The organism is Lysobacter antibioticus (assembly GCF_000731095.1).
Classification (GTDB): domain Bacteria; phylum Pseudomonadota; class Gammaproteobacteria; order Xanthomonadales; family Xanthomonadaceae; genus Lysobacter; species Lysobacter antibioticus_B.
This window is the reverse complement of the sequence record NZ_JMTZ01000014.1, coordinates 201,933-226,407: the sequence shown is the minus strand read 5'-3', so window position 1 is coordinate 226,407 and position 24,475 is coordinate 201,933. Positions and strand designations below refer to the sequence as shown.

The 24,475-nt window shown below is 67.8% G+C and carries 24 protein-coding genes, 1 tRNA gene and 1 riboswitch; of the genes, 10 read left to right on the top strand and 15 right to left on the bottom strand.

The window, feature by feature from the left end:
* Window positions 1-76: 76 nt before the first annotated feature.
* Both EX88_RS0106400 and EX88_RS0106395 read right to left on the bottom strand, forming a co-directional pair.
* Entirely contained in the window at window positions 77-1,834 is a 1,758-nt protein-coding gene (locus tag EX88_RS0106400) for a CocE/NonD family hydrolase (RefSeq protein WP_031371172.1), read from the bottom strand.
* 343 nt (window positions 1,835-2,177) lie between these two features.
* Window positions 2,178-3,233 (bottom strand): alpha/beta fold hydrolase, encoded by a 1,056-nt coding sequence (locus EX88_RS0106395; protein ID WP_031371171.1) that lies wholly within the window; start codon window positions 3,231-3,233, stop codon window positions 2,178-2,180.
* A gap of 462 nt (window positions 3,234-3,695) precedes the next feature.
* On the opposite strand from EX88_RS0106395, the gene EX88_RS0106390 reads away from it, so the two are divergent.
* The 3 genes from EX88_RS0106390 to EX88_RS0106380 all read left to right on the top strand — a co-directional run bounded on the left by EX88_RS0106390 (window position 3,696) and on the right by EX88_RS0106380 (window position 6,518).
* Entirely contained in the window at window positions 3,696-5,594 is a 1,899-nt protein-coding gene (locus EX88_RS0106390) for an MFS transporter (RefSeq protein WP_031371170.1), read from the top strand.
* 137 nt (window positions 5,595-5,731) lie between these two features.
* Window positions 5,732-6,070 (top strand): CD225/dispanin family protein, encoded by a 339-nt coding sequence (locus EX88_RS0106385; protein WP_031371169.1) that lies wholly within the window; start codon window positions 5,732-5,734, stop codon window positions 6,068-6,070.
* A 28-nt stretch (window positions 6,071-6,098) separates the two neighbouring features.
* Entirely contained in the window at window positions 6,099-6,518 is a 420-nt protein-coding gene (locus EX88_RS0106380) for a DUF2752 domain-containing protein (RefSeq protein ID WP_031371168.1), read from the top strand.
* 19 nt (window positions 6,519-6,537) lie between these two features.
* On the opposite strand, the gene EX88_RS0106375 is transcribed toward EX88_RS0106380, so the two are convergent.
* The 9 genes from EX88_RS0106375 to EX88_RS0106335 form a co-directional block, all read right to left on the bottom strand.
* Window positions 6,538-9,378, bottom strand: coding sequence for a TonB-dependent receptor (locus tag EX88_RS0106375; protein ID WP_031371167.1), 2,841 nt, complete (start codon window positions 9,376-9,378; stop codon window positions 6,538-6,540).
* A gap of 95 nt (window positions 9,379-9,473) precedes the next feature.
* Window positions 9,474-10,460 carry a FecR family protein gene (locus tag EX88_RS0106370; protein ID WP_031371166.1) on the bottom strand — a complete coding sequence of 329 codons (987 nt, stop codon included), beginning with the start codon at window positions 10,458-10,460 and terminating at the stop codon, window positions 9,474-9,476.
* A gap of 20 nt (window positions 10,461-10,480) precedes the next feature.
* A complete protein-coding gene (locus EX88_RS23555; RefSeq protein WP_318025797.1) occupies window positions 10,481-11,191 on the bottom strand; it encodes an RNA polymerase sigma factor in 711 nt (236 codons plus the stop codon).
* Between the two features lie 392 nt (window positions 11,192-11,583).
* Window positions 11,584-12,495: a regulatory signaling modulator protein AmpE gene (ampE, locus tag EX88_RS0106360; protein WP_031371164.1), complete on the bottom strand. Its 912-nt coding sequence runs from the start codon at window positions 12,493-12,495 to the stop codon at window positions 11,584-11,586.
* Window positions 12,496-12,671: 176 nt separating this feature from the next.
* Window positions 12,672-13,688: an NAD(+) diphosphatase gene (gene nudC, locus EX88_RS0106355; RefSeq protein ID WP_031371163.1), complete on the bottom strand. Its 1,017-nt coding sequence runs from the start codon at window positions 13,686-13,688 to the stop codon at window positions 12,672-12,674.
* An 83-nt stretch (window positions 13,689-13,771) separates the two neighbouring features.
* Complete coding sequence (gene erpA, locus EX88_RS0106350; protein ID WP_031371162.1) at window positions 13,772-14,146, bottom strand: iron-sulfur cluster insertion protein ErpA; 375 nt, start codon at window positions 14,144-14,146, stop codon at window positions 13,772-13,774.
* A 58-nt stretch (window positions 14,147-14,204) separates the two neighbouring features.
* Window positions 14,205-15,041, bottom strand: a complete 837-nt coding sequence (locus tag EX88_RS0106345) for a DUF6776 family protein (protein WP_235186206.1) — start codon at window positions 15,039-15,041, stop codon at window positions 14,205-14,207.
* Between the two features lie 32 nt (window positions 15,042-15,073).
* Window positions 15,074-15,499, bottom strand: coding sequence for a bactofilin family protein (locus EX88_RS0106340; protein WP_031371160.1), 426 nt, complete (start codon window positions 15,497-15,499; stop codon window positions 15,074-15,076).
* 3 nt (window positions 15,500-15,502) lie between these two features.
* Window positions 15,503-16,237, bottom strand: coding sequence for a DUF6776 family protein (locus tag EX88_RS0106335; RefSeq protein WP_031371159.1), 735 nt, complete (start codon window positions 16,235-16,237; stop codon window positions 15,503-15,505).
* A gap of 70 nt (window positions 16,238-16,307) precedes the next feature.
* Between EX88_RS0106335 and EX88_RS0106330 the strand changes: the two genes are divergently transcribed.
* The gene (locus EX88_RS0106330) at window positions 16,308-16,892 is read left to right on the top strand and encodes a DUF4126 domain-containing protein (RefSeq protein ID WP_031371158.1); all 585 of its coding nucleotides are present in this window, start codon (window positions 16,308-16,310) and stop codon (window positions 16,890-16,892) included.
* A 230-nt stretch (window positions 16,893-17,122) separates the two neighbouring features.
* On the opposite strand, the gene bfr is transcribed toward EX88_RS0106330, so the two are convergent.
* The 3 genes from bfr to EX88_RS0106315 form a co-directional block, all read right to left on the bottom strand.
* Window positions 17,123-17,596 carry a bacterioferritin gene (gene bfr / locus EX88_RS0106325; RefSeq protein WP_031371157.1) on the bottom strand — a complete coding sequence of 158 codons (474 nt, stop codon included), beginning with the start codon at window positions 17,594-17,596 and terminating at the stop codon, window positions 17,123-17,125.
* A 260-nt stretch (window positions 17,597-17,856) separates the two neighbouring features.
* Window positions 17,857-18,060: a (2Fe-2S)-binding protein gene (locus EX88_RS0106320; RefSeq protein WP_031371156.1), complete on the bottom strand. Its 204-nt coding sequence runs from the start codon at window positions 18,058-18,060 to the stop codon at window positions 17,857-17,859.
* A gap of 172 nt (window positions 18,061-18,232) precedes the next feature.
* Window positions 18,233-18,850 carry an RNA pyrophosphohydrolase gene (locus EX88_RS0106315; protein WP_051884608.1) on the bottom strand — a complete coding sequence of 206 codons (618 nt, stop codon included), beginning with the start codon at window positions 18,848-18,850 and terminating at the stop codon, window positions 18,233-18,235.
* Window positions 18,851-18,987: 137 nt separating this feature from the next.
* Here EX88_RS0106315 and EX88_RS0106310 point away from each other — a divergent pair.
* From EX88_RS0106310 to EX88_RS0106300, 3 genes are all read left to right on the top strand, one after another.
* Window positions 18,988-19,064 (top strand) — tRNA-Met (locus EX88_RS0106310).
* Between the two features lie 168 nt (window positions 19,065-19,232).
* Window positions 19,233-19,586 (top strand): 6-carboxytetrahydropterin synthase QueD, encoded by a 354-nt coding sequence (gene queD / locus EX88_RS0106305; RefSeq protein ID WP_031371154.1) that lies wholly within the window; start codon window positions 19,233-19,235, stop codon window positions 19,584-19,586.
* Window positions 19,587-19,840: 254 nt separating this feature from the next.
* On the top strand, window positions 19,841-20,260 hold the full coding sequence (locus tag EX88_RS0106300) for a phasin family protein (RefSeq protein WP_031371153.1): 420 nt from the start codon (window positions 19,841-19,843) through the stop codon (window positions 20,258-20,260).
* A 136-nt stretch (window positions 20,261-20,396) separates the two neighbouring features.
* On the opposite strand, the gene bioD is transcribed toward EX88_RS0106300, so the two are convergent.
* Window positions 20,397-21,128 (bottom strand): dethiobiotin synthase, encoded by a 732-nt coding sequence (gene bioD / locus EX88_RS0106295; RefSeq protein WP_081930661.1) that lies wholly within the window; start codon window positions 21,126-21,128, stop codon window positions 20,397-20,399.
* Between the two features lie 70 nt (window positions 21,129-21,198).
* Between bioD and EX88_RS0106290 the strand changes: the two genes are divergently transcribed.
* The 3 genes from EX88_RS0106290 (at window position 21,199) to btuB (ending at window position 24,402) form a co-directional block, all read left to right on the top strand.
* A complete protein-coding gene (locus EX88_RS0106290; RefSeq protein WP_031371151.1) occupies window positions 21,199-21,681 on the top strand; it encodes a GAF domain-containing protein in 483 nt (160 codons plus the stop codon).
* A complete protein-coding gene (locus EX88_RS0106285; protein ID WP_051884606.1) occupies window positions 21,678-22,091 on the top strand; it encodes a TfoX/Sxy family protein in 414 nt (137 codons plus the stop codon). The genes EX88_RS0106290 and EX88_RS0106285 overlap by 4 nt, the downstream gene beginning before the upstream one ends.
* A gap of 80 nt (window positions 22,092-22,171) precedes the next feature.
* A riboswitch (cobalamin riboswitch) is annotated at window positions 22,172-22,418 on the top strand.
* A 121-nt stretch (window positions 22,419-22,539) separates the two neighbouring features.
* Window positions 22,540-24,402, top strand: coding sequence for a TonB-dependent vitamin B12 receptor (btuB, locus tag EX88_RS0106280; protein ID WP_031371149.1), 1,863 nt, complete (start codon window positions 22,540-22,542; stop codon window positions 24,400-24,402).
* The last annotated feature ends 73 nt before the right edge of the window (window positions 24,403-24,475 follow it).

Here is a 24,475-nt window from a genome sequence, read left to right as displayed (position 1 = left end):
GAAAGCGGCGCCTTGAGACTGTGGAGGGGATAGGCGGCAGTTTGCTGTTGTCCCGTTTTGAAAAGGGCGCCGCAGCTCAGGGCATTTCGTAACTCAAGGTCGTGTCGTTCGGCAGCACCAGCTTGCTGCTCGCCAGGTCGAGGATGATCTGCGAGCCCGTGGCCAACGGCGCCATCGCCGGGCCCGGTTGCCCATAGAACATCAGATCGCCCGCGGCGAGCAGCACCAGCCGGTTGCCGGCATGCACCACGTCTTCCTGCGGATAGAAGTTCACCCCGACGTATTGCGGTTCGCCGGCCACGCTCGGCTTGCCGTGCGCCAGACTCTCGGCGTGGTTCAGGCTGAGCGAGGCGAAGTTGAACGGACGCAGCGTGCCGTCCGGCAATTGTTCGGCGAGGGTCAGCATCAGGTTGGCGCGCGCGCCGGTGGAGGCGACGATGCCCTCGAAACGCGGCATGCCGGACAGGTGCAAATCGTTGGCCAGCGGCGCGGTGACGAACGCGACGCGATCGTCGGGCAGCGGCGCCGTTTCGTTGACGTCCTGACCGGAGTAATCGTTGTAGTCCGCAAAGCCCACGCTCTGGGTGGTGCCGAGCGTTCCGGTCACCTGCGGGTACAGCGTCACTTTCTTGCCGGTAGCGGGCCACCGCGGCTCGTTGCGCCACTTCCCGGCGTCGTCTTTCACTTGCACCCTGGGCGCATCGAGGATGCCGGTGTTGCGATTCTTGAGGAACTGGTCGAACCACGCCGTCATTACCGTGATCCAGTCGCTGCGGTCCGGCCAGGCGTGATCCCATTGGCCGAGCCAGGCCTTGAACGGCACGTTGCTGCCCTGCAAGGCTTCAATCCAGCCCTCCATGTTGTGCGGCTTGACGTTCCAGTCCTGCAGGCCGTGGATGTAGAACACGCTGGCGCGCTTCTTCGACGGGTCGGCCTTGAGTGCGGCGAGATGGTCGCGCGCCTGCCAGTACGGGGTCTTGTCGCCGGCGATGAGGGAAGTGAAGCCTTCCGCGGTAACGTCGATGCGCTCCTTGCAGACCTCGCCGGTCACCGCATCGGGAGCAGTGACCGGATCGAGCAGCTGGCTGCCGCCTTCCAGACCGGCCGGGACCATGCCGTCGAGCAGCCAGTAGTAGGTATTGAAGCCCCGGGTGTCTTCGATCGTCACGCCGTTGACGTAGTTGTACTTGTACATGTCGGAAATGCCGCTGATCGGCACGATCGTCTTCAGGTGCGGCGGCGCTTCCACCCACAGGTCCTGTGGCGCGGTGCCGTCGTAGCTCACGCCCATCGCGCCGACCGCCTGGTTGGACCAGGGCTGGGCGGCTAAATATTCGATCGCGGTCGCCATGTCCTTGGCCTCCTGCGGCCCGCCGATGCTGAAGCAGCCGCCGGACGCGCCGGTGCCGCGCATCGACAGGATGCCGAAGGCGTAGCCGCGCTTGATCAGCTCCTGGAACGGCGCGGCAATGGCGATGTTGTACGGGTAGCTCGCGGCGTTGCTGACCGGCTTGGTCACGGTCGGATCGCCACCGCCGTAATACGGGGTGAGTTCGAGCACCAGCGGCACCGGACCGGCCACGTCCGGCCGCACGATCCAGGCATCGAGTTCCACGCCGTCGGCCATGGTGATGCGGTGATGCTCGGTGATGCCGGTCATCCAGCTCACCCCGGGAATCGGCTGCGACACGTCGTGCAGGTAGCTCGACACGGGCGCCGACGGCGTCACCTGCGGCGTGTCGACAGGCAGGGTGCCGAGATCCAGGGCGGATACCGCCGGAATGGCGAGAGCGGCGAGCAGGACGGCAATGAAGCGGCAATGACGGACGTGCATGGACCGGGCTCCTACGACGGATGCGGCCAATGTCGACATTGCCGCCGGCGTCCGGCACCCGGCAAAACCCTCAGCGGCAGGACGGAAAACCACCAATGCGATTCAGTGGTAACGGCAAGAGCGATGGCTTGGCACTTGCGCGGCTTGGTAGACAACGCCGTTTGCCGTTGCCCCCCCTTTGGAGAGGGGGCGGCGCCTGTGCAGCAGGGGCGCGGGATTTGCGCTGTTGCTGTTGTGGTTGCGGTTGCGGTTGCGCTGGGTTGGAGCAAGGCCTCCATTCCTCCTCTTTTTCAAAGAGGAACGGCAAGAGCAGAGCCGTGACGCACCGCTGCGAACGGTCGGCTCATAGCGCGTTCACCTCGACGATGGCCTGCGCGAATGCCTCCGGCGCTTCCTGCGGCAGGTTGTGGCCGATGCCGCCCCGCAGTTCGCGGTGCGCGTAGGGGCCGGTGAACTTGCGCGCATAGGCCGCCGCCGGCGGGTGCGGGGCGCCGTTGGCATCGCCTTCCAGGGTGATGGTGGGCACGGCGATGGCCGGCGCCTGGGCCAGGCGCGCTTCGAGCTCGTCGAATTGCGGTTCGCCTTGGGCCAGGCCGAGACGCCAACGGTAGTTGTGGATCACCACCGCGACATGGTCGGGGTTGTCGAACGCGGCGGCGCTGCGCTCGAACGTCGCGTCGTCGAAGCGCCATTGCGGCGAGGCCAGTTCCCAGATCAGGCGCGAGAATTCGCGCCGGTTCTGCGCATAGCCGCGCTCGCCGCGTTCGGTGGCGAAGTAGAACTGGTACCACCACTGCAGCTCGGCCTTCGGCGGCAAGGGCGCCTGGTTGGCCTGCTGGCTGCCGATCAGGTAGCCGCTGACCGAGACCAGGCCCCGGCAGCGCTGCGGCCACAGCGCGGCCAGGATGCCGGCGGTGCGCGCGCCCCAGTCGCAGCCGCCGACGATCGCCGAGTCGATGCCGAGCGCGTCGAGCAAGGCGATGGCATCGGCGGCGAGCGCGGCCTGTTGGCCGTTGCGCGGGGTGTCGGCGGAGAGGAAGACGGTGGCGCCGTAGCCCCGCAGATAGGGGACGATGACGCGGTAGCCGCGCGCAGCCAGACGCGGCGCGACCTCGGCGTAGGTGTGGATGTCGTAGGGCCAGCCGTGCAGCAGCAGCACCGGCGGACCATGGCGCGGGCCGAGTTCGGCGTAACTGACGCGCAGCACGCCGGCGTCGATTTGCTTGAGCGGGCCCCAGACGGCCGCAGTGGCGGCACGGCGAGGGCCGGCGCTGCTGGCGGGCTCGGCAAAGACGGAACCGACAGCGCCGAGCGGAGCGGCGAGCAGAGCCAAGACGGCGCCGCCGAGCAGGCTGCGGCGTTGCGGGTCGTGTGGGCGGTCGGTCGATACGGCGATCATGGCGGGCTCCTGGCGCGGTGGGCGGACCAGGGCATTCGACCGTGACGGGGTATCCGGCGCGTGTCCGCGGCCACCGGGTTTTGTATGCAAGCCGGGCGGGAACGGGCGCGGATACATTGGGATACACAAAGACGGCGGGGGCGTGGCTTCGAACGCGGGGAGGGCATGGAGCGCGGTTCTCTGGAGCGAGAACGGCCCCATGCCCCCTTCTCGAAGGGGGAACGGCAAGACGGTTCTTGGGCGGAACCGCAAAGGCGGGTCGAGAGGAACGGCCATCGCAGCGTGGCGGGACCGCCTTGGTAAAGGCGTTGCGGTTTGGCGCCGTAGCTTCGGAGTCTACTTTTCCGCTACTCCGCCCATTCCCGCTACACGGCGCGGGGATGGGTTTGTTAGGCTCGCCCGGCGAATCCTTCGCGCGAGCCGCACATCGACGTGCGGGTTTGATCGGACAAGCAGGACGGCATGGCGCACAACCAGTTCGCGTTGCTCACCCAACGGCGCTTCCTGCCGTTCTTCCTGACCCAGGCCCTGGGCGCCTTCAACGACAACGTCTATCGGCAGGCGATCATCGGCCTGTTGTTCTATCTCGGCGTCAGTCCCGAGCAACGCACGCTCTATACCAATCTCGCGCCGGCGTTGTTCATCCTGCCCTATTTCCTGTTTTCGGCGACCGCGGGCCAGATCGCCGAGAAGCTCGAGAAGCACAAGCTGATCCGCATCACCACGACCATGGAGATCGCGATCATGTCGCTGGCCGCGGTCGGGTTCCTGACCCAGAACCTGCCGCTGCTGTTGATCGCGCTGTTCGGCACCGGCCTGCAGTCGACGCTGTTCGGCCCGGTCAAGTATTCGATCCTGCCCTCGGTGCTCAAGCCCGAGGAACTCACCGGCGGCAACGGCCTGGTCGAGATGGGCACCTCGATCTCGATCCTGGTCGGGATGATCTTCGGCGGCCTGATCTTCAAGCTCGCCGGCAGCCACGGCCCGGTGGTCGCGGCCAGCGCCATCGTCGCCCTGGCGATCACCGGCAACATCGTCAGCCGCCTGATCCCGCGCGCCGACGCCGGCGAGCCGGGGCTCAAGATCAACTGGAACCCGATCCCCGAGTCGGTCAAGGTGCTGCGCATGACCCGGCGCCAGCCGGCAGTGCGCAACTCCGTGCTCGGGGTGTCGTGGTTCTGGTTCGTCGGCACGGTGCTGACCTCGCAGTTGCCGACCTACGCCGTCGACAACCTCGGCGGCGCCGAGACGCTGTACATCTTCGCCCTGGCGCTGTTCTCGGTCGGCACCGGCGTGGGCTCGATGCTGTGCGAACGGCTGTCGGCGCGCACCGTCGAGATCGGCCTGGTGCCGCTCGGCGCGTTCGGCATGAGCGCCTTCATGGTCGACCTGTTCTTCGCCCGCAGCGGTCCGGCCACGGTCAGCGGCCTGGAAGTCGCCGGCTTCGTCGCCCAGCCAGGCGCTTGGCGGATCATGATGGACCTGGTCGGCATCGGCGTGTTCGCCGGTTTCTTCGTCGTGCCGTTGTTCGCGCTGATCCAGAACCGCACGCCGAAGAACGAGCTGTCGCGCGTGATCGCCGGCATTAACATCCAGAACGCGGCCTTCATCGTCCTGGCCGCCGCGCTCGGCGTGATCGTGCAGAAGTTCTTCCACTGGACCATCCCGCAGATCTTCCTGGCCCTGGCGATCGCCAATGCGGTGGTCGCGATCTACATCTTCACGATCGTGCCCGAGTTCCTGATGCGCTTCCTGAGCTGGGTGCTGGTGCGCACCCTGTACCGGTTGCGGGTGTCGGGCACCGAACGCATTCCCGACGAAGGCGCGGCGCTGGTGGTGTGCAACCACGTCAGCTACATGGACGCGTTGATCCTCAGCGCGAGCATCCCGCGGCCGGTGCGCTTCGTTATGTACTACAAGATCTTCAACATCCCGGTGATGAGCTGGATTTTCCGCACCGCCAAGGCGATCCCGATCGCCGGCGCGAAGGAAAACCCGGAGGTGATGCGGCGCGCGTTCGAGGAAATCGAGGCCGCGCTCGACGACGGCCAACTGGTCGGCATCTTCCCCGAGGGCGCCCTGACCAAGGACGGCGAGATCGCCAAATTCAAGTCCGGCGTCGAACACATCCTCGACAAGCGGCCGGTGCCGGTGATCCCGATGGCGCTGCGCGGCATGTGGTCGAGCATGTGGAGCCGGCGCAATGCGCGCGCCGAAGGCGGTCGTCTGGCGCGGATGCGGGTGCCGCGGCGTTTCCGCGCCCATGTCGAAGTGGTCGCCGATCCGCCATTGCAGGCAGAAACGGTCAGCGCCGAGTCGCTGGAAGCCCAGGTGCGCGCGCTGCGCGGCGACCGCGCCTGAGCGCCGCCGGTCCAGCGGTATATCGGGCTGGAGATCGGGCCGCGAACGCCCGGCCGGGAGTGCCGGGCCGCAAGGCGCGCTGATAGGATGCCCCGACCGCCGCGTCGCGGCATCCATCGTTCGAGAAAGGGGATCTCATGAATCAGCCGTCCGCCGGAGCACCGGTTTCGCCGTATCCGAATTACCTCGCCTGGTCGATCACGGTCACCGTGCTGACGTTCTGCCTGTGCTGCATGGTCGGCTCGATCCCCGGCATCGTCGCGATCGTCTACGGCAGCCAGGTCAACGGCAAGTTCGCTTCCGGCGACGAAGCCGGCGCGCGCCGCGCTTCGGAGAACGCGAAGATCTGGACCTGGGTCTGCACCGGCCTGGCCGTGCTCGGCCTGATCTGGATGATCGTGTCGTTCTTCATCAACGGCGCCTCCTTCCTGTACGGCGATGCGCTGCAGGAATTCCAGCGCATGCAGACGCGCTGATCGCTTCAGGCAGCGCCGCAGCGACACCATGAAACCCGGATCGCGCCATCTCGCGCTCGCCGCGACCGCCGCAGCCTCCACGGCCGCGGCGGCCGCCGGCGTATGGGTATTACGGCGCTTCGATCCCAGCGCCGCAGGCAGCCCGCTGCCGGGTTGTCTGTTCTACGAGTTCACCGGCCTGTACTGCCCCGGCTGCGGCATGACCCGCGCCTTGCACGCGCTGGTGCACGGCGACTTCGCCCAGATGATGGCGATGAACCCGCTGCTGCCCTTGTTGATGATCGCGGTGCCCTTGCTGGCGCTGCAGGGCTTCGGTTATCGGCTGCCGCTGCCGAAGGCCGTCGTCGCCACGCTGATCAGCGCGAAATTCTGGATCGGCCTGCTGTTGGGCTTCTGGTTGCTGCGCAACCTGCCGTGGTGGCCGTTCGCCTGGCTCGCACCGGGCTGATCGCGCGCCGCCTGGCCGCTCAAAAACGATACGTCGCGCTGACCAGGTAATAGCGCCCGACCGGATCGTCGTCGACGATGCTGTAACCGCCCGGGCTTTCGTCGTAATTGACCGGCGTGTGGTCGCTCAGATTGCTGACGTTGAGGCTCAGCAGCCAGTGCTCGAAGCCGCCGTAGGCGATGTTGAGATCGGTCACCGTCGCGCTCGGCGTGCGGCATTTGCCGCTGACCTGCCAGGTCTTGTAACAGCTCTTGGTGGGGTCGCCGAAATCGACCTTGGCCGGCCCCATGTAGCGCAGGTTGAGGGTCGTGATCCAGTTGCGGTAGCTCCACTGCACGCTGCCGAGCGCACTGCGGTTCGGCGTGGTGTAGCCGGCATAGTCGAGCGCGTCGACTTTCGGGTGCGAGCGCCGGATCAGGTGATCGAGGTAGTGGCCGTTGAGGCGCAGCGCGAACTTGCCCAGGCGCGCGGTCTCGAAGCGGTAGTCGGCATCGAACTCCCAACCGCGCACGTCGGTGCTGCCGACGTTGTCGAGGTACATGTTGACGCCGATCAGGTAACCGTCGGAATCGCGCACCAGGGCTTCCGGGTACAACTCCGGCCGCTGCAGCGAGTTGATCACCAGGATCTCGTTGTTGCGGCGGATGCGGTAGTGGTTGACGCTCAGGCTGAAAGCGTCGGTCGGCGACCAGATCATGCCGAGCGTGCGGCTGTGCGAGGTTTCCGGCTTGAGCTTGGAATTGACGGTGGCGTGCTTGTCGACCTGGCAACTGGTTTCGCTGAGTTGGATCAGGCAGGGGTCGGTGGCCGAGTTCCACGGCACGATAGCGGTGTCGCCGAAAGTCATCGGCCGGCGCATCTCGAACAGGGTCGGTGCGCGATAGCCTTCGCCGACCGAGCCGCGCAAGGTCAGGCTTTGCAGCGGCGACCATTTGAACCCCGCCTTCGGCGAGACCCGGCTGCCATGGCCGCCGTTGTGGTCGACGCGCCAGGCGGCGTCGATCGACAGGCTCTCGTGCAGCGGCAGGTTCATCTCGGCGTACAGCGCGGAGTCGTAGCGGTGCGAATTGCGCGCATCCATCTTTTGCGCCAAGGCCACCTCGCCGCGCATGAACGCCCCGCCGGGGCGGCTGCGCAGGCGTTCGCGGCGCGCCTCGGCGCCGACCGCGACGGTGGCGTCGCCGGCGGGCATCGCGAACAACGGGCCGTCGAAGTTGGCGACCACGCTGTCGAGGATGACTTCGCCGCCGAGGGTGTTCTGCGGCGAGATTTCCTCGATCACTTCTTCGGTGTTGCCTTTCTTGGTGAAGCTGAATTTTTCCGCCTCGACCGCTTCTTCGAGCTTGGGCTCGTCGATCAGGCCGTCGATGCGGTTAAGCACTTTGTTGCGGCGCTGGGCCAGGCTGACATCCCACTCCCAGCGCCCGCGGTAGCCGCGGAAACCCAGGGTCGAGTCGCGGGTGGTGGTGGTGGTGCGGTTGCGCACCGGCCCGACCTCGGAGAAAGCGTAGGCCAGGGGCAGGATCGGCATCGGCGCGAACGCGTCGGGGCTGTCGTCGGGCAGGTTCACCAGGCCGAAGAACGGCGCGTTCTGCATCTCCAGGACCACCCGGGTCGCTCGCACGTCGGCGTAGATTTCGCTGTGGCTGCCGACCGGCTGGCGGTAGTGGCCGTAGAAGGCGTTGCTGGTGATGCCCGGCTGCAGGCTGACGTAGCGGGCGCGGTCGAGGCTGCAGGCCTGGCCCTCGCTGCCGACGTCGAGGTCTTCGCAACCCTTGATGGGAATGTAGTAATTGCCGAAGTAGTAGCCGAACGGAATACGCGCATCCTGCAACCCGGTGTCTTCCTGATTGACCGTACTCCAGTCGCGCTGGCTGCCGACCAGGGGGTTGCGGGTGAAGTGATCGGCGCTGAGGAAGACGTTGCCGCCGCCGCGGGTCTGCAGGCCGAGATTGACCGACAAGCGCTGCTGCTCGGCGTCGCCGCGCTCGGACACGCCGAAATTGGCGGTGACTTCGCCGCCGCTGTAGTCCTTCTTGAGGATGATGTTGACCACGCCGGCCATCGCGTCGGCGCCGTAAATGGCCGAGGCGCCGCCGTGCAGGATCTCGATGCGGTCGATCATGCTCAACGGGATGCCGTTGAGATCGCTGAGTGCGCCCATGTCGGTGGAGACCAGGCCGTAGTTCGCGATGCGCCGGCCGTCCACCAGGAACAAGGTCGCACGCGGGCCCAGCGAGTACAGGCTCGACGAGGCCGCCGCGGCCGAGGGCACCTGCGAGGCGCCGCCGGCGGTGGCGACGTCGCGCGGGTGGTGGCCGGTCATGCCAGGCATCAGCCGCAACAGGTCGAACAGGGTCTGGTGCCCGCTCGAGCGGATCTGCTCGCGGGTGATGATGGTCAGCGGGGTCGAGGTCTGGAAGGCCGAACGCGGGATGCGCGTGCCGGTGACGTGCACGGTGTCGAGCTGGGTCGGCGAACCCGGACCGGAGGTGTCCCGCCGCACGGTCGCACGAGGCGCCGCGACCGGTCGCGGGCGCGGCACGACCTGCAGCAAGTAGGTATTGGCGTTTACGGCTACCGCCGTGAGGCCGGTGCCCTGCAGCAAACGGGCCAGCGCGTCGCGCGCCGAGACATGGGCGTTCAGGCCGCTGCTGCGGCGGTTCGCGACCAACGACGGGGAATAGAGGATCTGTACGCGGCTTTGGGCCGCGAAGGCATTGAGTGCATCATCCAGCGCGCCGGCCTGGATGCGGTAGCCATCTGCAGTGAAATCGCCTTTGGGAGCCTGATGGGCCCCGACTTCAGGCGCGAATGTCAGCGCGACGGAAACGATGAACGCATAGGAAATCTTGACCATCCACCAACCGCATCGATCAGACCAGAGCGGAACTCGGCGCCCCCTGTTGACGGCGCTGTCCAACCATAGCATCGACGCGGCCCACAGAGGCCGGGTCAGCCGGATTTGCGGCGCAGGACGATGTCGCCGTCGTCGTTCGGTTCGCCCTTCAGCGACCAACCGCGTTCCAGGACCTCCAGCAGCGAGGCCTGGTCGCCGATGTGGAACACGCCGCTGACCGGGATCGCGCCCAGGCCGGGCTCGGCCAGGCGCAGCTTGGTGGCCGAATACCGGTTCATTTCCAGCAGCAGGGCGTCCAGGCGGCGGTTCTTGAACACCAGGTTGCCGGCCGGCCAGGCCTGGGCGGCCTTGATGTCCAGGGGTTCGGCGGCGCCGAGGCGGCCGCTGTCGTCGTAGCTGAGCTGCTGGCCGGGTTGCAGGGTGCTCGAAGCCTGGGCGACGCCGCCGGAGACGATCACCGAGCCCTCGATCAGGCCGACGCTGACCACGGCATCGGTCTTCTCGACCTGGAAGGTGGTGCCGATGTCGCGGATCTCGCCGCGACCCGCCTTGACCAGGAACGGACGCGCCGGATCGGCGGCGACCTCGAACCGGACCCGGCCGCGGTCGAGCACGACTTCGCGGCCGCGCTCGCTGAAGCGCGCGACGATCGCCGAATCGGTGTCGAGCAATACCCGGGTGCCGTCGGCCAGGCGCAGCGAACGCTGCTCGCCGACCGCGGTGGCATGGCGTTCGTCGGGGACCGGCGCCGGCGCGGTGCGCAGCCAGGTCACGCCGACCACGGTCGCGACCAGCAAGGACGCGGCCAGCGCGGTCGGCGCCCACCAGCGCGAACGCGTCGCTTCGCGGCCGGTGGTGCGCCAGGCGATGCGCGCGGCCGCCTGCAGCATCTCGTCGTTGGCCAAGGCCGCGGCCAGTTGATGGGTGCGCTCGGCCTGCACGTACTCGTCGACGTGTTGCGGCGACTCGTCGAGCCAGCGATCGAACTCGGCGCGTTCCTGCGCCGTGCACTCGGGCGACGCGAGCCGCGCGACCCACGCTTCGGCGCGGCCTTCGCCGGAAAGCGCCGTGTTCGGATCCATCGATGCGGAAGTTGATGTCTTCATGGTGCTTGTAAGGTCTCGAAGCCGCTGTCCTTCATGCGTGCGCGCAAAAGCGCGAGCGCCCGGCCGATATTCTTCTCCACTGCCTTTACAGAAATACCGCAATGACGCGCGATCTGTGTGTAACTCATGCCGTTGATGCGATTGAGTAGATAGATCTGTCGACTGCGCATCGGTAATTGCATGATCGCTGCACGCACCAGTGCCAGTTCCTGCTCGGTCGCCACGCGCTGATCGTGCGTGGGTTCCTGCGAAGGCAGCGCGTGATAGTCCTCGTCGAGGCTGACGTGCTCGGGCGCATGCCGGGTTTTCTGGCGCCGCCCGCGGTCGTTGAGCGCGTTGATCGCGATGCGGTACATCAGGATCTTCAGCGCTTCGGCCGGCTGGTCGCGATAACGCAGCATGCGCATCATCGTTTCCTGGGCGATGTCCTGCGCATCCTCGTGCGTCGCCGCGGATTTGCGCAGAAACGCGATCAACGGCTCGCGATGCTCGCGCAGGAACACGATGAAGTGATCATCGTCCTGACGCGTCGAAGCGGGTTGGTTCGCCGCTGGAGAATCCTGACCCACGTCCACCTTCGTCCACGCTCCAGGAAATTGCTTCGATACTAGCCCAGGCGCGTCGGCCGGGTGAACGAAGCCCTGGCCGTCGTGCGCGGCGATGCCAGGCGCGAAACCGGCGTGGATGATGGACGTGAAGCGATTCACCAGATCGAGTCCTCCGCAAACGTGAGGGCGCGCAGGCGCGATGCGGGACCGCTCGCCTTACAGGGGTTCAGATCGTGACCACCGGACTCCTGTGTCGCGTAACGGGTATTGCATCGCTCTGTCGCCGGAACCGTGCTGTTTGTCGCAACCGCGCTGAGCAGCGCGGCCGGTCACCAATGCGCCGGCGGCGCGCGGGTCCGTCCGCCCCCAAGGCAGGACCGGCGTTCGGCCCGCCGGCCCGGCCGGGGGGAACGCGCTACTCGCGCGGCTCGCAGGATTCCTGGAAACCTGTCCGTACAAACGCAGGCCGAGCGGCGCCCCCCTACCCCCATCCATGCGGGGGCGTCGGTTTCGGCTAAACGGTCTCAAACGGCAAACCGGCGGGGCTCGCCTCAGGCGACGAAACCGGCGATCACGAACAGCGCCAGCACCGCCAGCCAGACCAGCAGGCTGCGCCAGACCAGGCTCATCGCGTCGCGCAGCTCGGGCGCCTCGGACGCGGCCAGGGCGACGGCGGTGCTCGCCACGCCGGATTCGTCGACGTAGTCGGCGGCTTCTTCGGCCAGCTCGCACTTCACGCTGGCGCGGGCGACGGCGCCGAGGAAGCGGTTGTCGAGACTGAAACGCGCCCCGCCCGATTCGCGCCAGGCGCCGAGCACGGTGTCGAAATTGCCGACCAGGGCCAGCGCCAGGGTCAACAACTGGGCCACCGGCCAATCCAGCAACGCCAAGGCAGTGCGCGCGCCGGCCAGGGTTTCGCCGGGCAGATGGCGCGAGGCCTCGCCTTCGGCGGCCAAGGCCACCAGGCGGTAACCGAGCGCGCCGACCGGGCCGAGCAGGAGGAACCAGAACAACACCCCGAACCAGCGCCGCAGGGCGTTGCGGAACACCGCCTCGACCAGGGAGCCGCCATCGAGCGACGGCGTGCCGCCTTCGGGCCAGAACCGCGCCGCGGCTTCGCGCCGGCTGTTGAGGTCGCGCGCCGAGGCCAGGGCTTCGACGTCCTGGTCGAGGTCGCGCGGGCCCCAGGCGTAGAACAGCACGATGATGCCGAACAGCAGCCCGCCGAGCCCGATCAAGGGTTCGTCGAGGGCCAGTTGGAACAGGGTCACCGCAAGCAGCGGCGGCACCACGGCCATGACCAGGCCCCAGCGTCCGCGCCAGAAACTGTCTTCCGGAAAGCGGCTGTCGATCCAGCGCAGCCAGTCGCTGTACCAGCCGTAGTGACGCACCGACGCGGCCAGCGACTGAGCAAGATGGCCGAGCACGAGTGCGACGACGGCGGCGATCAGCGTGACTGACATTGCGGCAACGCTCCTGGCATGGCGAAAAAATCCCGGTCCGATCTGCCTGGGATTCTAGCGCGACCGCGCGACACCGCGACTGTGGGCGACCGTAACGGCGATGCATCGGCTCCGTACCGCCGCGCATGTCGCGAGCGCGCGGGCGGCGTCTTTCGCGAACGCATCCCTTGCCGGGATCAACGCCCGGCGTCCGCCTCGGCGGCCAGGCGCCATTGGTCGATCAGCCAGCGCGAGATCGAGATGCTCGGCGACAACAGCGGGCCGTCGTCCTCGAGTGCGGCATCGCGCTCGCCTAGCACGGACGCGGCATCGCGTTCGCCCGGCGCCGACGCGGCATCGCGTTCGCCGAGCGTGGGCGCCGCAGCGCGTTCGCCGCGCGCGGATGCGGCACGAATCTCGTCGAGGGTGAACCAGCGCGCTTCTTCGAGTTCGTCGCCGACCTGCGGTTCGTCGGCCTCGGCCAACGCAGCGAAGCCGAGCATCAGCGCACCCGGGAACGGCCACGGCTGCGAACCCAGGTAACGGCAGCTGCGCACGCGCACGCCGGTTTCTTCCAGCACTTCGCGGGCGACGGTCTGCTCCAGCGATTCGCCGGGTTCGACGAAGCCGGCGATCACCGAATAGCGCCGCGCCGGCCAACCGGTCTGACGACCGAGCAACAAACGCGCACCGTCGCTGACCGCGACGATCACCGCCGGGTCGGTGCGCGGGTAGTGTTCGCTGCCGCATTGGCCGCAACGGCCGAGCCAGCCGGCGCGCGAAAAGGCGATCTCGCCGCCGCACACGCCGCAATGGCGATTGCGGCTGCGCCAGTGCTGCAGGGCGCGGGCCTGGGCGAACACGCTGGCTTCGAGCATCGGCCAATGCGCGGCGGCGCTGCGCAGGTCGACCCGGCGCGGCGCCTCGAACGCGACCAGCTCGGCATCGAGCGCGAACCAGCCCTGTCCGTCCGGCGCCAGCCCCAGGAAGATCGAAGCGCCGACGCCGCCGGGGCCATCGGTGAGTTCCGGGCCCAAGGGCGCACACAAACTGCCGTCGGCGTTGGCCAGAGCGCTGCCGGCGTTGTCGAGCACGATCACCCGCGCCTGCGGCCACAGGGCGGTCAAGGCATCGGCTTGGTCGCGCAGATGGTCGGCGCGGTCCAGCGACGCGCGCCAGGCCGAATCGGCTTCCACGAATGCGAACGGTCTCATCCAGCGCCCCAGAAGGCTGTTTCAGGAAGGGCGGTGCAAAGGCCAGGCCGCGCGAGACGCGGCCCGGTGCATCGCGGCGCCGCTCAAACGCCGAACGACGACCCGCAGCCGCAGGTGGTCTTGGCGTTCGGATTGCGGATCACGAACTGCGAACCGTGCAGGCTTTCGGTGTAGTCGACTTCGGCGCCCATCAGGTATTGCAGGCTCAACGGATCCACCAGCAGGGTCACGCCGTCGGTCTGCACGGCGAGGTCGTCCTCGCCCTGCTGCTCGTCGAACTCGAAGCCGTACTGGAAGCCCGAGCAGCCGCCGCCCTGGATGTAAACGCGCAGCTTGAGGGCGTCGTTGCCTTCCTCGGCGATCAGTTCGCGAACCTTGTTCGCGGCCGAAGACGAGAATTGCAGAGGCCGCTCCAGCGATTGATAGCCCGGCGCGGCGGAAAGAAGGGTGGTTTCCATGGTGAAAGGATGAGGGCCGCGCGGCGCGCATTCAAGCGCACCGGGCGAACACTGCGGATCAGCCGCCTGCACCGGTGCCGCCGTTGTCGCGGGTGGCGTCGGCCCAGCTGAAGGATTGTTCGATCACCGCGCCCTTCTGCGGGGTCAGGCGCACCGTTACCCGCACCGGGGTCAGGCCGGGCGGCAGGAACACGTCGCCCTCGACTTGCTCGAAGTACTTGAACGAATACGGCGTGCCGGGCGCCTCGGGCTGCTGGCGCAGGTCGGCCCAGAGCAGTTTTTCGAGCTTGCCGGCGCGGGTGCCCTCCAGCGCGAGGGTGACGCGGCCGGCGCTGACGGCGCCGCGATTGAGGTTCTGGGTCAGGGTGGTGGTGAAGTGCCAGGCCGACGGTGCGCCTTGCTGCGGCTGCATCTTCAGCGCATGCACGGTCAGGCCGCGGCGCTGCCCGGTGGCGCCGACCAGGCGTTCGTAGAAGGCGACGTCGGCGCGCAGGCCGGCGATTTCCTCGTCGCGCTCGGCCAGGGCGCTCTGCAGGTCGCGATTGGCCTGGCGGCTGATGCCGTCGGAGCGGCCGAGCGTGGTGACGCGCTGGCGCAGGCCTTCCAGTTCGGCCTGCATCTGCCGCGACGTCATCGTCGCGCCCCCCGCCGTGGGCGGCGGCACCGGCTCGTCGGAACCGGTGATCGCACCCCACAGGCCCCAGCCGCCGAAGGCCAGGGCCACGGCGAGGGCCAGCCCGGCCAACAGCCGGCCACGATGCCCGTGGACGGGCGTCGCGGCGCTGGGCGAGGCGGAACCGGTGGGCGGCGCAGCCGTTGCGGCGGGTCCGGCCGGAGCCGGAGCCGGGGCCGGATCGGCGGGAGACGGAACGGGCTTGGAGGGTTCGTCGCTCATCCGTTCCGTCTTGGGGGTTGGGGCGGCGCCCCTCAATCCATCAGGGCATCCGCGGTAATCAGGGCTTCAGGCGCGGGCAACGCCGCGGTGTGGGCATCGACATGAATCAAACGGCCGGTGAGCATCGAACCGGCCGTCATCTCGACGACCTTGTAGTGGACGTTGCCTTGGACCCGGGCCTTGGCGGCGAGTTCCACCCGCTCGCTGGCGTAGACGTCGCCGTTGAGCTCGCCGTTGAGCACGACGATCGGCGCCCGCACCTCGCCCTCGATGCTGCCGTTCTCGGCCAGGGTCAGGCTGGCCGGCTGGCCTTCCTGGGCCACCAGCTTGCCGATCACCCGGCCTTCGATGTACAGCCCGCCGCTGAAATGCAGGTCGCCCCGAATCACCACCTGCGGCCCGATCATGGTGTCGACCTGGCCTTCGCGGATCTGGGTCGGTTTGTTGGTCTTGAACATCGCTTAAGTTTCCCCGGTTACGGTAACGCCGCTCTTCCAGGCGAAATGCTGCTCGATCGCCGCATTCTCCCCACGCAGCGAGACGCGCACGCGTTGGGGGGTGAATCCGGCCGGCAACATGACGCTGCCACCGAGTTGCTGGAAGTAACGGAATGAATAGTCCTGGATCGGTGCCTTGGGCTTCTGGTGCAACTCGTCCCAACCGATCGATGCGAGCTTGCCCCCTCGCACCCCCTCGACCTGGAACTGCAGGCCGCCGTTGCTGACCGCGCCCCGGTTGAGGTTCTGGGTCAGCACGATCTGGTAACGCCAGGTGCCGCCGGTCTCGGGCTGGAACTCGACCGAATGCACGTTGAGGCCCTTGGCCGGCGCGGTCGCGCCGACCAGGCGCTCGTAGAAGGCGATGTCGGCGCGCAGGTCGGAGATCTCGGCATCGCGCTGGGCCAGCGAGCCCTGCACCTGCTTGTTGGCGGCGCGGCTGATCTGGTCGGAGCGCTGCAGGGTGGCTTCGCGCTGGGCCAGCCGGTCGAGCTGGTTCTGGCGGTCGCGCAGCTCGCGCTGGGTGGTTTCCAGCTCGGCGACCAGCTTGGGCAGCCGCGGCGCGGCCAGCGACTGCGACCAGAACCAGGCCACCAGCAGCGACACCAACCACGCCACGCCCACGGCGCTCCAGATATAAGGACGCTTGTCGGGCTGCTGCTGGACGATGACGAAACGGGGCGGCGGTACTTTGGCCATGCTCGACGACGACGGCTCACACCGCCGGCTTTACCTATACTCAACCTTAAATCTTAACGGGAATGCCACGATGTCCGATGCGCACCTGTTCGCAGTTGGCGTAGTTCTCGCCTGGCTGTCGGGGGTTCGGGTCTACCTGACCGTGTTCGGCGTCGGCCTGGCCGGCTGGCTAGGCTGGCTGGACCTGCCGCAGGCCCTGCAGGCGACCCAGTCGCCGTGGGTGCTCGGGGTCTGCGGCCTGCTCGCCGCCGGCGAGTTCTTCGCCGACAAGATCCCCGGCGTCGATTCGGGCTGGGACCTGCTGCATACCCTGTTGCGGGTGCCGGTCGGCGCCTTCCTGGCCGCGGCAACCATGTCGCCCGACGGCGAGCTCGGCGCGGGCGCGCTCGCCGCCGGCGCCGGCGTGGCCCTGACCAGCCACCTGCTGAAGTCCGGCTCGCGTGCCCTGCTCAACACCTCGCCCGAGCCGATCAGCAACTGGACCGCCTCGGTCACCGAGGACGCCGCGGTGCTCGGCGGCCTCGCCCTGGTCTTCGCCTACCCCTGGGTGACCCTCGGCATCGTCGTGCTGATCAGCGTGCTGATCGCGACGGTGCTGTGGTGGATCTGGCGCAAGCTGTTCCGGCGCAAACCGAAAGAGCTGGAAATGAGTTGAGAGGAGTGAGGAGTGAGTGGGGGCGAAGGCAAAGACAAAGCGCGCTAACGCGGCCCCGCCATGATCGCCCACAAAAAAAGCCGCCGGCGCAAGCCGGCGGCTTTCTGTTGTCTGGCTGGCGGCGCGCCTTGCGCGCGGCTGGCTGGATAGCTGCTGGAACAGTGCAGCGGCAGCGAACGCCTTACTCGTTGCTCGCTCCTCGCTCCTTGCCACTCGTTACTAAACCGCCCTCAGCCTTCCTCGATCTTGGTCAGCAGATAGTTCTGCTCGCCGAGACGCTCGATCAGGGCGAGCTGAGTCTCGATCCAATCGACATGTTCTTCCTCGGAATCGAGGATGTCGGCGAACAGCTTGCGGCTGACGTAGTCGCTGACCGTCTCGCAGTACTTGATCGCTTCGCGCAGCAGCGGGATCGCTTCGAGTTCGAGCGCGAGGTCGCAAGCCAGCAGTTCGCGCGGGTTTTCGCCGATGCGCAGCTTACCCAGGGCCTGGAAGTTCGGCAGACCGTCGAGGAAGAGGATGCGGTCCGACAGCTTGTCGGCATGCTTCATCTCGTCGATGGACTCGTGGTACTCGTGTTCGGCCAATTCTTTCAGGCCCCAGTTCTTCAGCATCTTGGCGTGCAGGAAGTACTGGTTGATCGCGGTCAGCTCGTTGTAGAGCGCCTTGTTGAGATATTCGATGACCTTGGGATCGCCTTTCATGGCCGTGCTCCGACGTTGCAATGGGCGGCACTTTAGCCCTTTCGCGAACGCCATGACGGAACGCGAATCGTGCGCAACGGGAGTCGAGAATCACTGTCGTTCGGGGCCGTCGACGAACGGTCGCGGCAATCGTCCGAGCCGGTGACGCGACACGCCAGGAACGGACAGGTCCAGCCCAGCGCCAGGGCGGCGCGGTGTGAGCGGATCGGCGGGATGGTACGGACGAACGGCGGGCCGGATCGGCCTGCAGGCAATGCGGCTCAGGCGGCTTGTTGCAGCACGTCCAGCGGCAGCTCGCGCACGTTGCGGGCCTGTTCGAGCAGCGAGGTGGCCAGCTCCAGGCAACTGCCGCAATTGGCGCCGGCACCGGTGCGCATGGTCAGCTCGGGCACGCTGCGGCAACCGGCTTCGGCGGCCTGGCGAATGTCGCGGTCGGTGACTCCGTTGCAGATGCAGACGTACACGGGCGTGGGCTGTCGGTCATGCAGCCGGATGGCTGCAGGGCCATTCCGCCACGGATGCGAATGATTGTCAATTAACAGCAAGCAACCAAGTGCTGGAATGCCGTGCGGCCCCGGCCGGACGGGCCCGGCGGGTAGGCCTAGCCGGCTCGGCCCCCCGCCCGGTCCGGGAGGTTCAGCTGCCCGATTCGGAGCCGCTGCCGCGCACCGGATTGCCGGGCCCGCCGCAGGCCCGCGACCGCGGGTGGTTGCAGCCCGACAGGTAGGCCTCGTGCGACCGGGCATCCGGACCGGGCGCGGGCACGGCCTGCTGGCCGGCGACCAGACGCGCGAACGGGGCCAGATGGCGCAGGGCGCTGGCATAGACGCCGCGCTTGAACATCACCACGTGCTCGACCGGGTACCAGAAATCGACCCAGCGCCAGTGATCGAACTCGGGCTTGTCGGTCAGATCCAGGCGCAGGTCCGACTCCTCGCCGGTCAGGCGCAGCAGGAACCACACTTGTTTTTGGCCGATGCAGACCAGGCGGTCGTTGCGGCGGATCGCCCGCCGCGGCAGGCGATAGCGCAGCCAGCCCGGGGTGGCGCCGAGCACTTCGACATGTTGCGGGAGCAGACCGGTTTCCTCGCGCAACTCGCGATACATCGCCTCGAGCGGCGTCTCGTCGGTATTCATCCCGCCCTGCGGGAATTGCCAGCCATCGCGATGCACGCGGCGGGCCCAGAACAAGCGGCCGTCCGGGTGCATCAACACGATGCCGACATTGGGCCTGTAGCCGTCCGGATCGATCACGATGCGGACTCCAAATTCACTGTGTCCGACTCTGCCACGGGGTGGCCGGGACGACAAGTCGGGTAAACAAGTCGGTCGCGATGCGCTCAGACGATTGACAAGAGCCCGTCCGGCATGAAGAATTCGCGGTTCCCCGTGGCTATGTAGCTCAGCCGGTTAGAGCACAGCACTCATAATGCTGGGGTCGGTGGTTCGAGTCCACCCATAGCCACCATAGAATCGCCGCGCAGCAAGACCCAGGGCCCGCCAGCGCAGCGGGCTTTTTCGTATCCGTCGCCAGGATGCGCGCCGGCCCAGGATTCCAGATCGTTCCAGATCACGCGCCACGCCGCGCCATCGCGCGACGCGCCACCGCCCGACCCGGTACCGCACTATGACTGCTGTGAACATCTTCAAGGTCTTCACTCTCGAAGCCGCCCACCGGCTGCCGAACGTGCCGGAAGGCCACAAATGCGCGCGTTTGCACGGGCATTCGTTCCGCATCGAGGTGCACCTGACCGGCGAACTGGGCGAGCACACCGGCTGGGTGATGGACTATGCCGACGTCAAGAAGGCGTTCCAGCCGACTTACGACCGCCTCGATCATCATTACCTCAACGACATCCCCGGCCTGGAAAACCCGACCAGCGAACGCCTCGCGGTGTGGATCTGGGACCAGCTCAAGCCGGTGCTGCCGCTGTTGAGCGAAATCGTGGTCCACGAGACCTGCACCGCCGGCTGCCGCTACCGCGGCTGAGCCAGGGGCACTCGCCCTTCCCCTCCCGATCATCGGCCCGGCCGGCGCCTTATCAGACGCCGGCAACGCCGTGGTCATGGCCCCGGATTAGGCTTTGCCTGAACGGCTGCTTGGTCGCTAACTACCTGAACAGGCAGGCTTTCTGAACGGCTTTCGACCGCTCGTCGGCTCGATGTTGCATCGCAACAAAACCCCGCCTATGCTGCACCGCACAATCCAGTCGTTCTCCGTCTGGACCTTTCAGGAGCTCAGCCATGTACCAGCAATTCAACGAACAGTTCGCCGCCGCTACGCGCCAGTTCGCGGACACGGCCGCTCAGGTCAACCGTCTGGCCCTCGACAACGCCGAGGCCGTGTTCGGCCTGCAGGTCGCTGCCATCGAAGACCGCGTCAACGCCACTTTCGCTTTCTTCGGTGAAGCCGCCGAAGCCCGCGACCTGGAAGCCTTCAAGACCCTGTGGCCGAAGGGCGCGCAGATCGCTCGCGAAAACGTCGAGCGCGCTGTCAGCACCGGCCAGGAAGCCTTCGGCCGCACCGTGAAGACCAACGAAGCGATCGCCGAGTTGGCCAAGTCGCAGATCGAAACCGCTGCCAAGGCCACCCAGGCCAACGTCGAGAAGGCCGCCAAGGCCGCGGCGAAGGCGACGGCTCCGGCTGCTGCCGCGACCAAGTAAGCGCACCGTCCCTCTCTCCGGCCGTCATGGCGGATACGAAAAACCCGGCAGCTTCGGCTGCCGGGTTTTTTGTTGCCCGCGATTCGGCCTTCGCCGTCGCCACGGATCGCAGGCGGACTGCAGAGCGATCGCCGCGCTAGGACAACGGCTGCAAGCGCCCCGCCAGGGCCTGCGGATCGGGCGAAGCGAGATACGGCAAACGCCCCCAGCACGGCACCGGCAGACGCCGGCACAGGATCTCGAAGTTGTCGTCGGCGCGCGCCATCTGCGGGTCGATGTCGTTGGCGATCCAGCCGACCAGGCGGGCGCCGTCGGCCTGGATCGCGCGCGCACTCAAACGCGCGTGATTGATCGCGCCCAGGCGCAGGCCGACCACCAACACCACCGGCAGGTCCAGCGCGCGCACCAGGTCGATCTGGTCGAGCGTGGCGCTGATCGGCGCGGCCCAACCGCCGACGCCTTCGACCACCACCGTGTCCGACTGCGCCGCCAAGCGCGCATGCGCGGCGAGGATCGTCGCCAGCGCGATCTCGACGCCGGCCTGCGCGGCGGCGAGTTCCGGCGCCAACGGCTGCGGCAAGGCGTAGGGATTGACGTCGTCGTAGTGCGGTCTCGGCGCACTGGCCGCTTGCAACAGCAAGGCGTCCTCGTTGCGCCAACCCTCGGAGGTGAGTTCGCAACCGCTCGCCACCGGCTTCATGCCGACCGCGCGCAGGCCGCGCGCGCGCAAGGCGTGCAACAAGCTCGCGCTGGCCACCGACTTGCCGATGCCGGTGTCGGTGCCGGTGACGAACACGCCGCGCGGAAACACCGCGGACGCGGCCGTTGGTCGGGAGCCGGCCTCCACCGGGGGCTGGGTGTGACTCATCTCGCGCTTTTCCCTGGGGCGTGGAGTCCACCATGGTAGTGGCGGCGGATGCCGCTGTTACACTCCGATGATGTTTAAAACCTCCGCACTATCGGGCGACAAGCCCGAGCAATACGCGCAGCTGCTCGCCCAGGCGCGCGGTTTGCTCGACGGCGAACGCGACCGTATCGCCAATGCCGCCAACCTGTCGGCGTTGGTCAGCCATGCCCTGCCGGAACTCAACTGGGTCGGCTTCTATTTCTACGACGGCGAAGAACTCGTGGTCGGCCCGTTCCAGGGCTTGCCGGCGTGCGTGCGCATTCCGCTCGACAAGGGCGTGTGCGGCGCGGCCGCCTCGACCCGCCAGACCCAACGCGTCGCCGACGTGCACGCCTTCCCCGGCCACATCGCCTGCGATGCCGCCTCGCGTTCGGAAGTGGTGGTGCCGCTGGTCCACGGCGATTCCCTGATCGGCGTGTTCGACCTCGACAGCCCGGTCCCGGACCGCTTCGATGCCGACGACCAGGCCGGCCTGGAAGCGCTGGCGCGCGTGTACGTGGAGGCGCTGGCATGACCGCGCCGAAGATGCGCAACATCGGCCCCAAGAGCGCGGCCTGGCTGCGCCAGGTCGGCCTGCGCACACACGAGGACATCTCCGCGATCGGCACGGTCGAGGCCTTCATGCGCGTCAAGCGCGCCGGCTTCAAGCCGACGCTCAACCTGCTGTACGCGATCGAAGGCGCGCTGCTGGACTGCCATTGGCAGGAGATCAGCGACGAACGCCGACAACAGCTGATCCAGGCCGCCGAAGCCGCGACCGCGCTGCTGCCGCCGCCGCGCAACAAGCCGGCCGCCGCGCCGGTGCACACCACCGTGCACGCCGAAGAACGCCACGACGCATTCGAGGGCGGCGGTCTGGACGGCAACGGCCTGGACGACGACGACCGCCCCGGCGGCCACGACGAGGACGACGGGCGCGAGTGAGCCCGTCGGCGCCGCTGCGCCCCCTCCGGCCGGCCGCTCCGCCCGCCCGCGGCTTTGGCCCCGGGCGCCGGCTTCGCGTAGACTGCGCACCGCTTCAAGGTGACCCGGCGGCTTTCTCCATCGCCGGGTTGAAACGGGAAGCCGGTGACGCGCCCTCTCCTGCGGGAGGATCGGCGCCAGTCCGGCACTGCCCCCGCAACGGTAAGCAAGACAGATCGCGGCAACCGCCACTGTGCTCGGCACGGGAAGGCGCCGCGATCGGCAGCCCGACCCCGCGTCGGCGCTGCGCTTGCGAGTCCGGAGACCGGCCTTGAGGCGCCACAGGTTGCGATGCGGAGGGCGTCGCGGCGGCTGCTATCCGGCTGTCTGCACGGCCCGCTGCCTCCTCGCAACCGCCTTCCGCCGTCGTCGTCGCGCGCCTCCGGGTGCGCGCGCTGGAGCTTTACCCATGTCCGCCCCGAACACGTACGCCCTGAATCTGTCGCTCGCCATCGCCTGTGCGCTGGCGTTGCCCGCCGCCGCCCTCGCCGCTCCGGCGGGCGACGCCACCGACCTCGACGAGGTGGTGGTCACCGCCAACCGCACCGCGGTCAGCGTCAACGACACCCTGACCCCGGTCGACGTGCTCGACCGCGAGACCATCCAGCGCAGCCAGGCGCGCGACCTCAACGACCTGCTGCGCGGCCGCGCCGGCATCAGCATTTCCAACCAGGGCGGCGCCGGCAAGCTCACCACCCTGTTCCTGCGCGGCAGCGAGTCCGACCACGTGTTGGTGCTGGTCGACGGCATCCGCGTCGGCTCGCCGACCTCGGGCCTGGCCGCGCTGCAAGACCTGCCGCTGGCACTGATCGACCGCATCGAGATCGTGCGCGGCCCGCGTTCGAGCCTGTACGGCGCCGACGCCATCGGCGGCGTGATCCAGGTGTTCACCCGCCGCGAGAAGCAGGGCTTCGCCCCGCGCGTGCACGTCGGCGGCGGCAGCAACGACAGCCTCGAATTCGGCACCGGCTTCGGCGGTCGCAGCGAGCGCGGCTGGTTCGGCGCCGACTACAGCTTCCGCAAGACCGAGGGCATCAACGCCTGCCGCGGCGCCGGCTTCCCGGTGTTCGCCGGCTGCTTCACCGACGAGCCCGACCGCGACGGTTACGAAAACCACGCCCTGTCGCTGCGCGGCGGCCTCGAGTTCAACGAACAGTGGAGCATCGAAGGCCAGGCGCTGCGCGCGGAAGGCGAGAACGATTACGACGGCAGCTTCGTCAACCGCTCCGAGACCGTGCAGCAGGTGATCGGCGGCAAGCTGCAATGGCGTCCGTCGGAAACCATCCACCTGCAGTTGCTGGCCGGCCGCAACGTCGACAGCTCGGATAATTTCCTCGGCGAAGTGCCGATGGGGTTCTTCAAGACCGATCGCGACAGTGCGACCTTGCAGGGCGACTTCACCCTGGCCGAAGGCCACGTGCTGACCGCGGGCTTCGATTGGTTGCGCGACCGTGTCGACAGCGACACCGCGTACGACGAAAGCGAGCGCGACAACAAGGCCGGCTTCGTCCAGTACCAGGGCCGCTTCGGCGCGCAGTCGTTCGAGGCCAGCCTGCGCCGCGACGACAACGAACAGTTCGGCGGCCACACCACCGGCGGCGCGGCCTGGGGCCTGAACTTCGCCGAGCGCTGGCGCGTCACCGTCGGCTACGGCACCGCGTTCAAGGCGCCGACCTTCAACGAGCTGTATTACCCGTTCTTCGGCAACGCGACCCTGCGTCCGGAAGAGTCCAAGACCTGGGAGCTCGGCCTGGCCTATCGCGGCGAGCGTTTCAACGCCCGCATCGACGGCTTCGACACCCGCGCCGACGACCTGATCACCTACGACTCGTCGATCAACCTGCCCAACAACATCGACCGCGCGCGCATGCGCGGCGCCGAGATCGGCATCGACACCACGTTCGCGCAATGGACCTTGGCGGCGAGCGCCAGCGTCCTCGACACCGAGAACCGCGTCGGCTTCTACCGCGGCAACGACCTGCCGCGCCGCGCCAAGCACAGCGCCCGCATCGACCTGGACCGCAGCTTCGGCAAGTTCCGCTTCGGTGCGACCGCGGTCGGCTCGGGTTCGCGCTACGACGACGTCGCCAACAGCACCCGCCTGGGCGGCTACGGCACCCTCGACCTGCGCGCCGAGTACGCGATCACCCCCGCGCTGAGTCTGCAGGCGCGCGTGGCCAACGTGTTCGACCGCGAGTACGAAACCTCTTCGTACTTCAATCAGCCCGGCCGCGAGTGGTTCCTGACCCTGCGCTACGCACCGGTCAACTGAGCGGTCGACCGATCTGCGGATCGTCGAGCGTCGACAAAAAGCCCGGCATCGCCGGGCTTTTTGTTTTTGGCGC

What these genes read in the sequence shown, in the direction of transcription:
- erpA (WP_031371162.1), bottom strand. Translation starts at nt 14,146, where the DNA reads ATGGAAACCACCCTTCTTTCCGCCGCGCCGGGCTATCAATCGCTGGAG.
- ampE (WP_031371164.1), bottom strand. Translation starts at nt 12,495, where the DNA reads ATGTCAGTCACGCTGATCGCCGCCGTCGTCGCACTCGTGCTCGGCCAT.
- EX88_RS0106285 (WP_051884606.1), top strand. Translation starts at nt 21,678, where the DNA reads ATGACCGCGCCGAAGATGCGCAACATCGGCCCCAAGAGCGCGGCCTGG.
- EX88_RS0106395 (WP_031371171.1), bottom strand. Translation starts at nt 3,233, where the DNA reads ATGATCGCCGTATCGACCGACCGCCCACACGACCCGCAACGCCGCAGC.
- EX88_RS0106400 (WP_031371172.1), bottom strand. Translation starts at nt 1,834, where the DNA reads ATGCACGTCCGTCATTGCCGCTTCATTGCCGTCCTGCTCGCCGCTCTC.
- bioD (WP_081930661.1), bottom strand. Translation starts at nt 21,128, where the DNA reads ATGAGTCACACCCAGCCCCCGGTGGAGGCCGGCTCCCGACCAACGGCC.
- bfr (WP_031371157.1), bottom strand. Translation starts at nt 17,596, where the DNA reads ATGAAAGGCGATCCCAAGGTCATCGAATATCTCAACAAGGCGCTCTAC.
- EX88_RS0106300 (WP_031371153.1), top strand. Translation starts at nt 19,841, where the DNA reads ATGTACCAGCAATTCAACGAACAGTTCGCCGCCGCTACGCGCCAGTTC.
- EX88_RS0106290 (WP_031371151.1), top strand. Translation starts at nt 21,199, where the DNA reads ATGTTTAAAACCTCCGCACTATCGGGCGACAAGCCCGAGCAATACGCG.
- nudC (WP_031371163.1), bottom strand. Translation starts at nt 13,688, where the DNA reads ATGAGACCGTTCGCATTCGTGGAAGCCGATTCGGCCTGGCGCGCGTCG.
- btuB (WP_031371149.1), top strand. Translation starts at nt 22,540, where the DNA reads ATGTCCGCCCCGAACACGTACGCCCTGAATCTGTCGCTCGCCATCGCC.
- EX88_RS0106375 (WP_031371167.1), bottom strand. Translation starts at nt 9,378, where the DNA reads ATGGTCAAGATTTCCTATGCGTTCATCGTTTCCGTCGCGCTGACATTC.
- EX88_RS0106340 (WP_031371160.1), bottom strand. Translation starts at nt 15,499, where the DNA reads ATGTTCAAGACCAACAAACCGACCCAGATCCGCGAAGGCCAGGTCGAC.
- EX88_RS0106335 (WP_031371159.1), bottom strand. Translation starts at nt 16,237, where the DNA reads ATGGCCAAAGTACCGCCGCCCCGTTTCGTCATCGTCCAGCAGCAGCCC.
- EX88_RS0106345 (WP_235186206.1), bottom strand. Translation starts at nt 15,041, where the DNA reads ATGAGCGACGAACCCTCCAAGCCCGTTCCGTCTCCCGCCGATCCGGCC.
- EX88_RS0106385 (WP_031371169.1), top strand. Translation starts at nt 5,732, where the DNA reads ATGAATCAGCCGTCCGCCGGAGCACCGGTTTCGCCGTATCCGAATTAC.
- EX88_RS0106370 (WP_031371166.1), bottom strand. Translation starts at nt 10,460, where the DNA reads ATGGATCCGAACACGGCGCTTTCCGGCGAAGGCCGCGCCGAAGCGTGG.
- EX88_RS0106330 (WP_031371158.1), top strand. Translation starts at nt 16,308, where the DNA reads ATGTCCGATGCGCACCTGTTCGCAGTTGGCGTAGTTCTCGCCTGGCTG.
- EX88_RS0106380 (WP_031371168.1), top strand. Translation starts at nt 6,099, where the DNA reads ATGAAACCCGGATCGCGCCATCTCGCGCTCGCCGCGACCGCCGCAGCC.
- EX88_RS0106390 (WP_031371170.1), top strand. Translation starts at nt 3,696, where the DNA reads ATGGCGCACAACCAGTTCGCGTTGCTCACCCAACGGCGCTTCCTGCCG.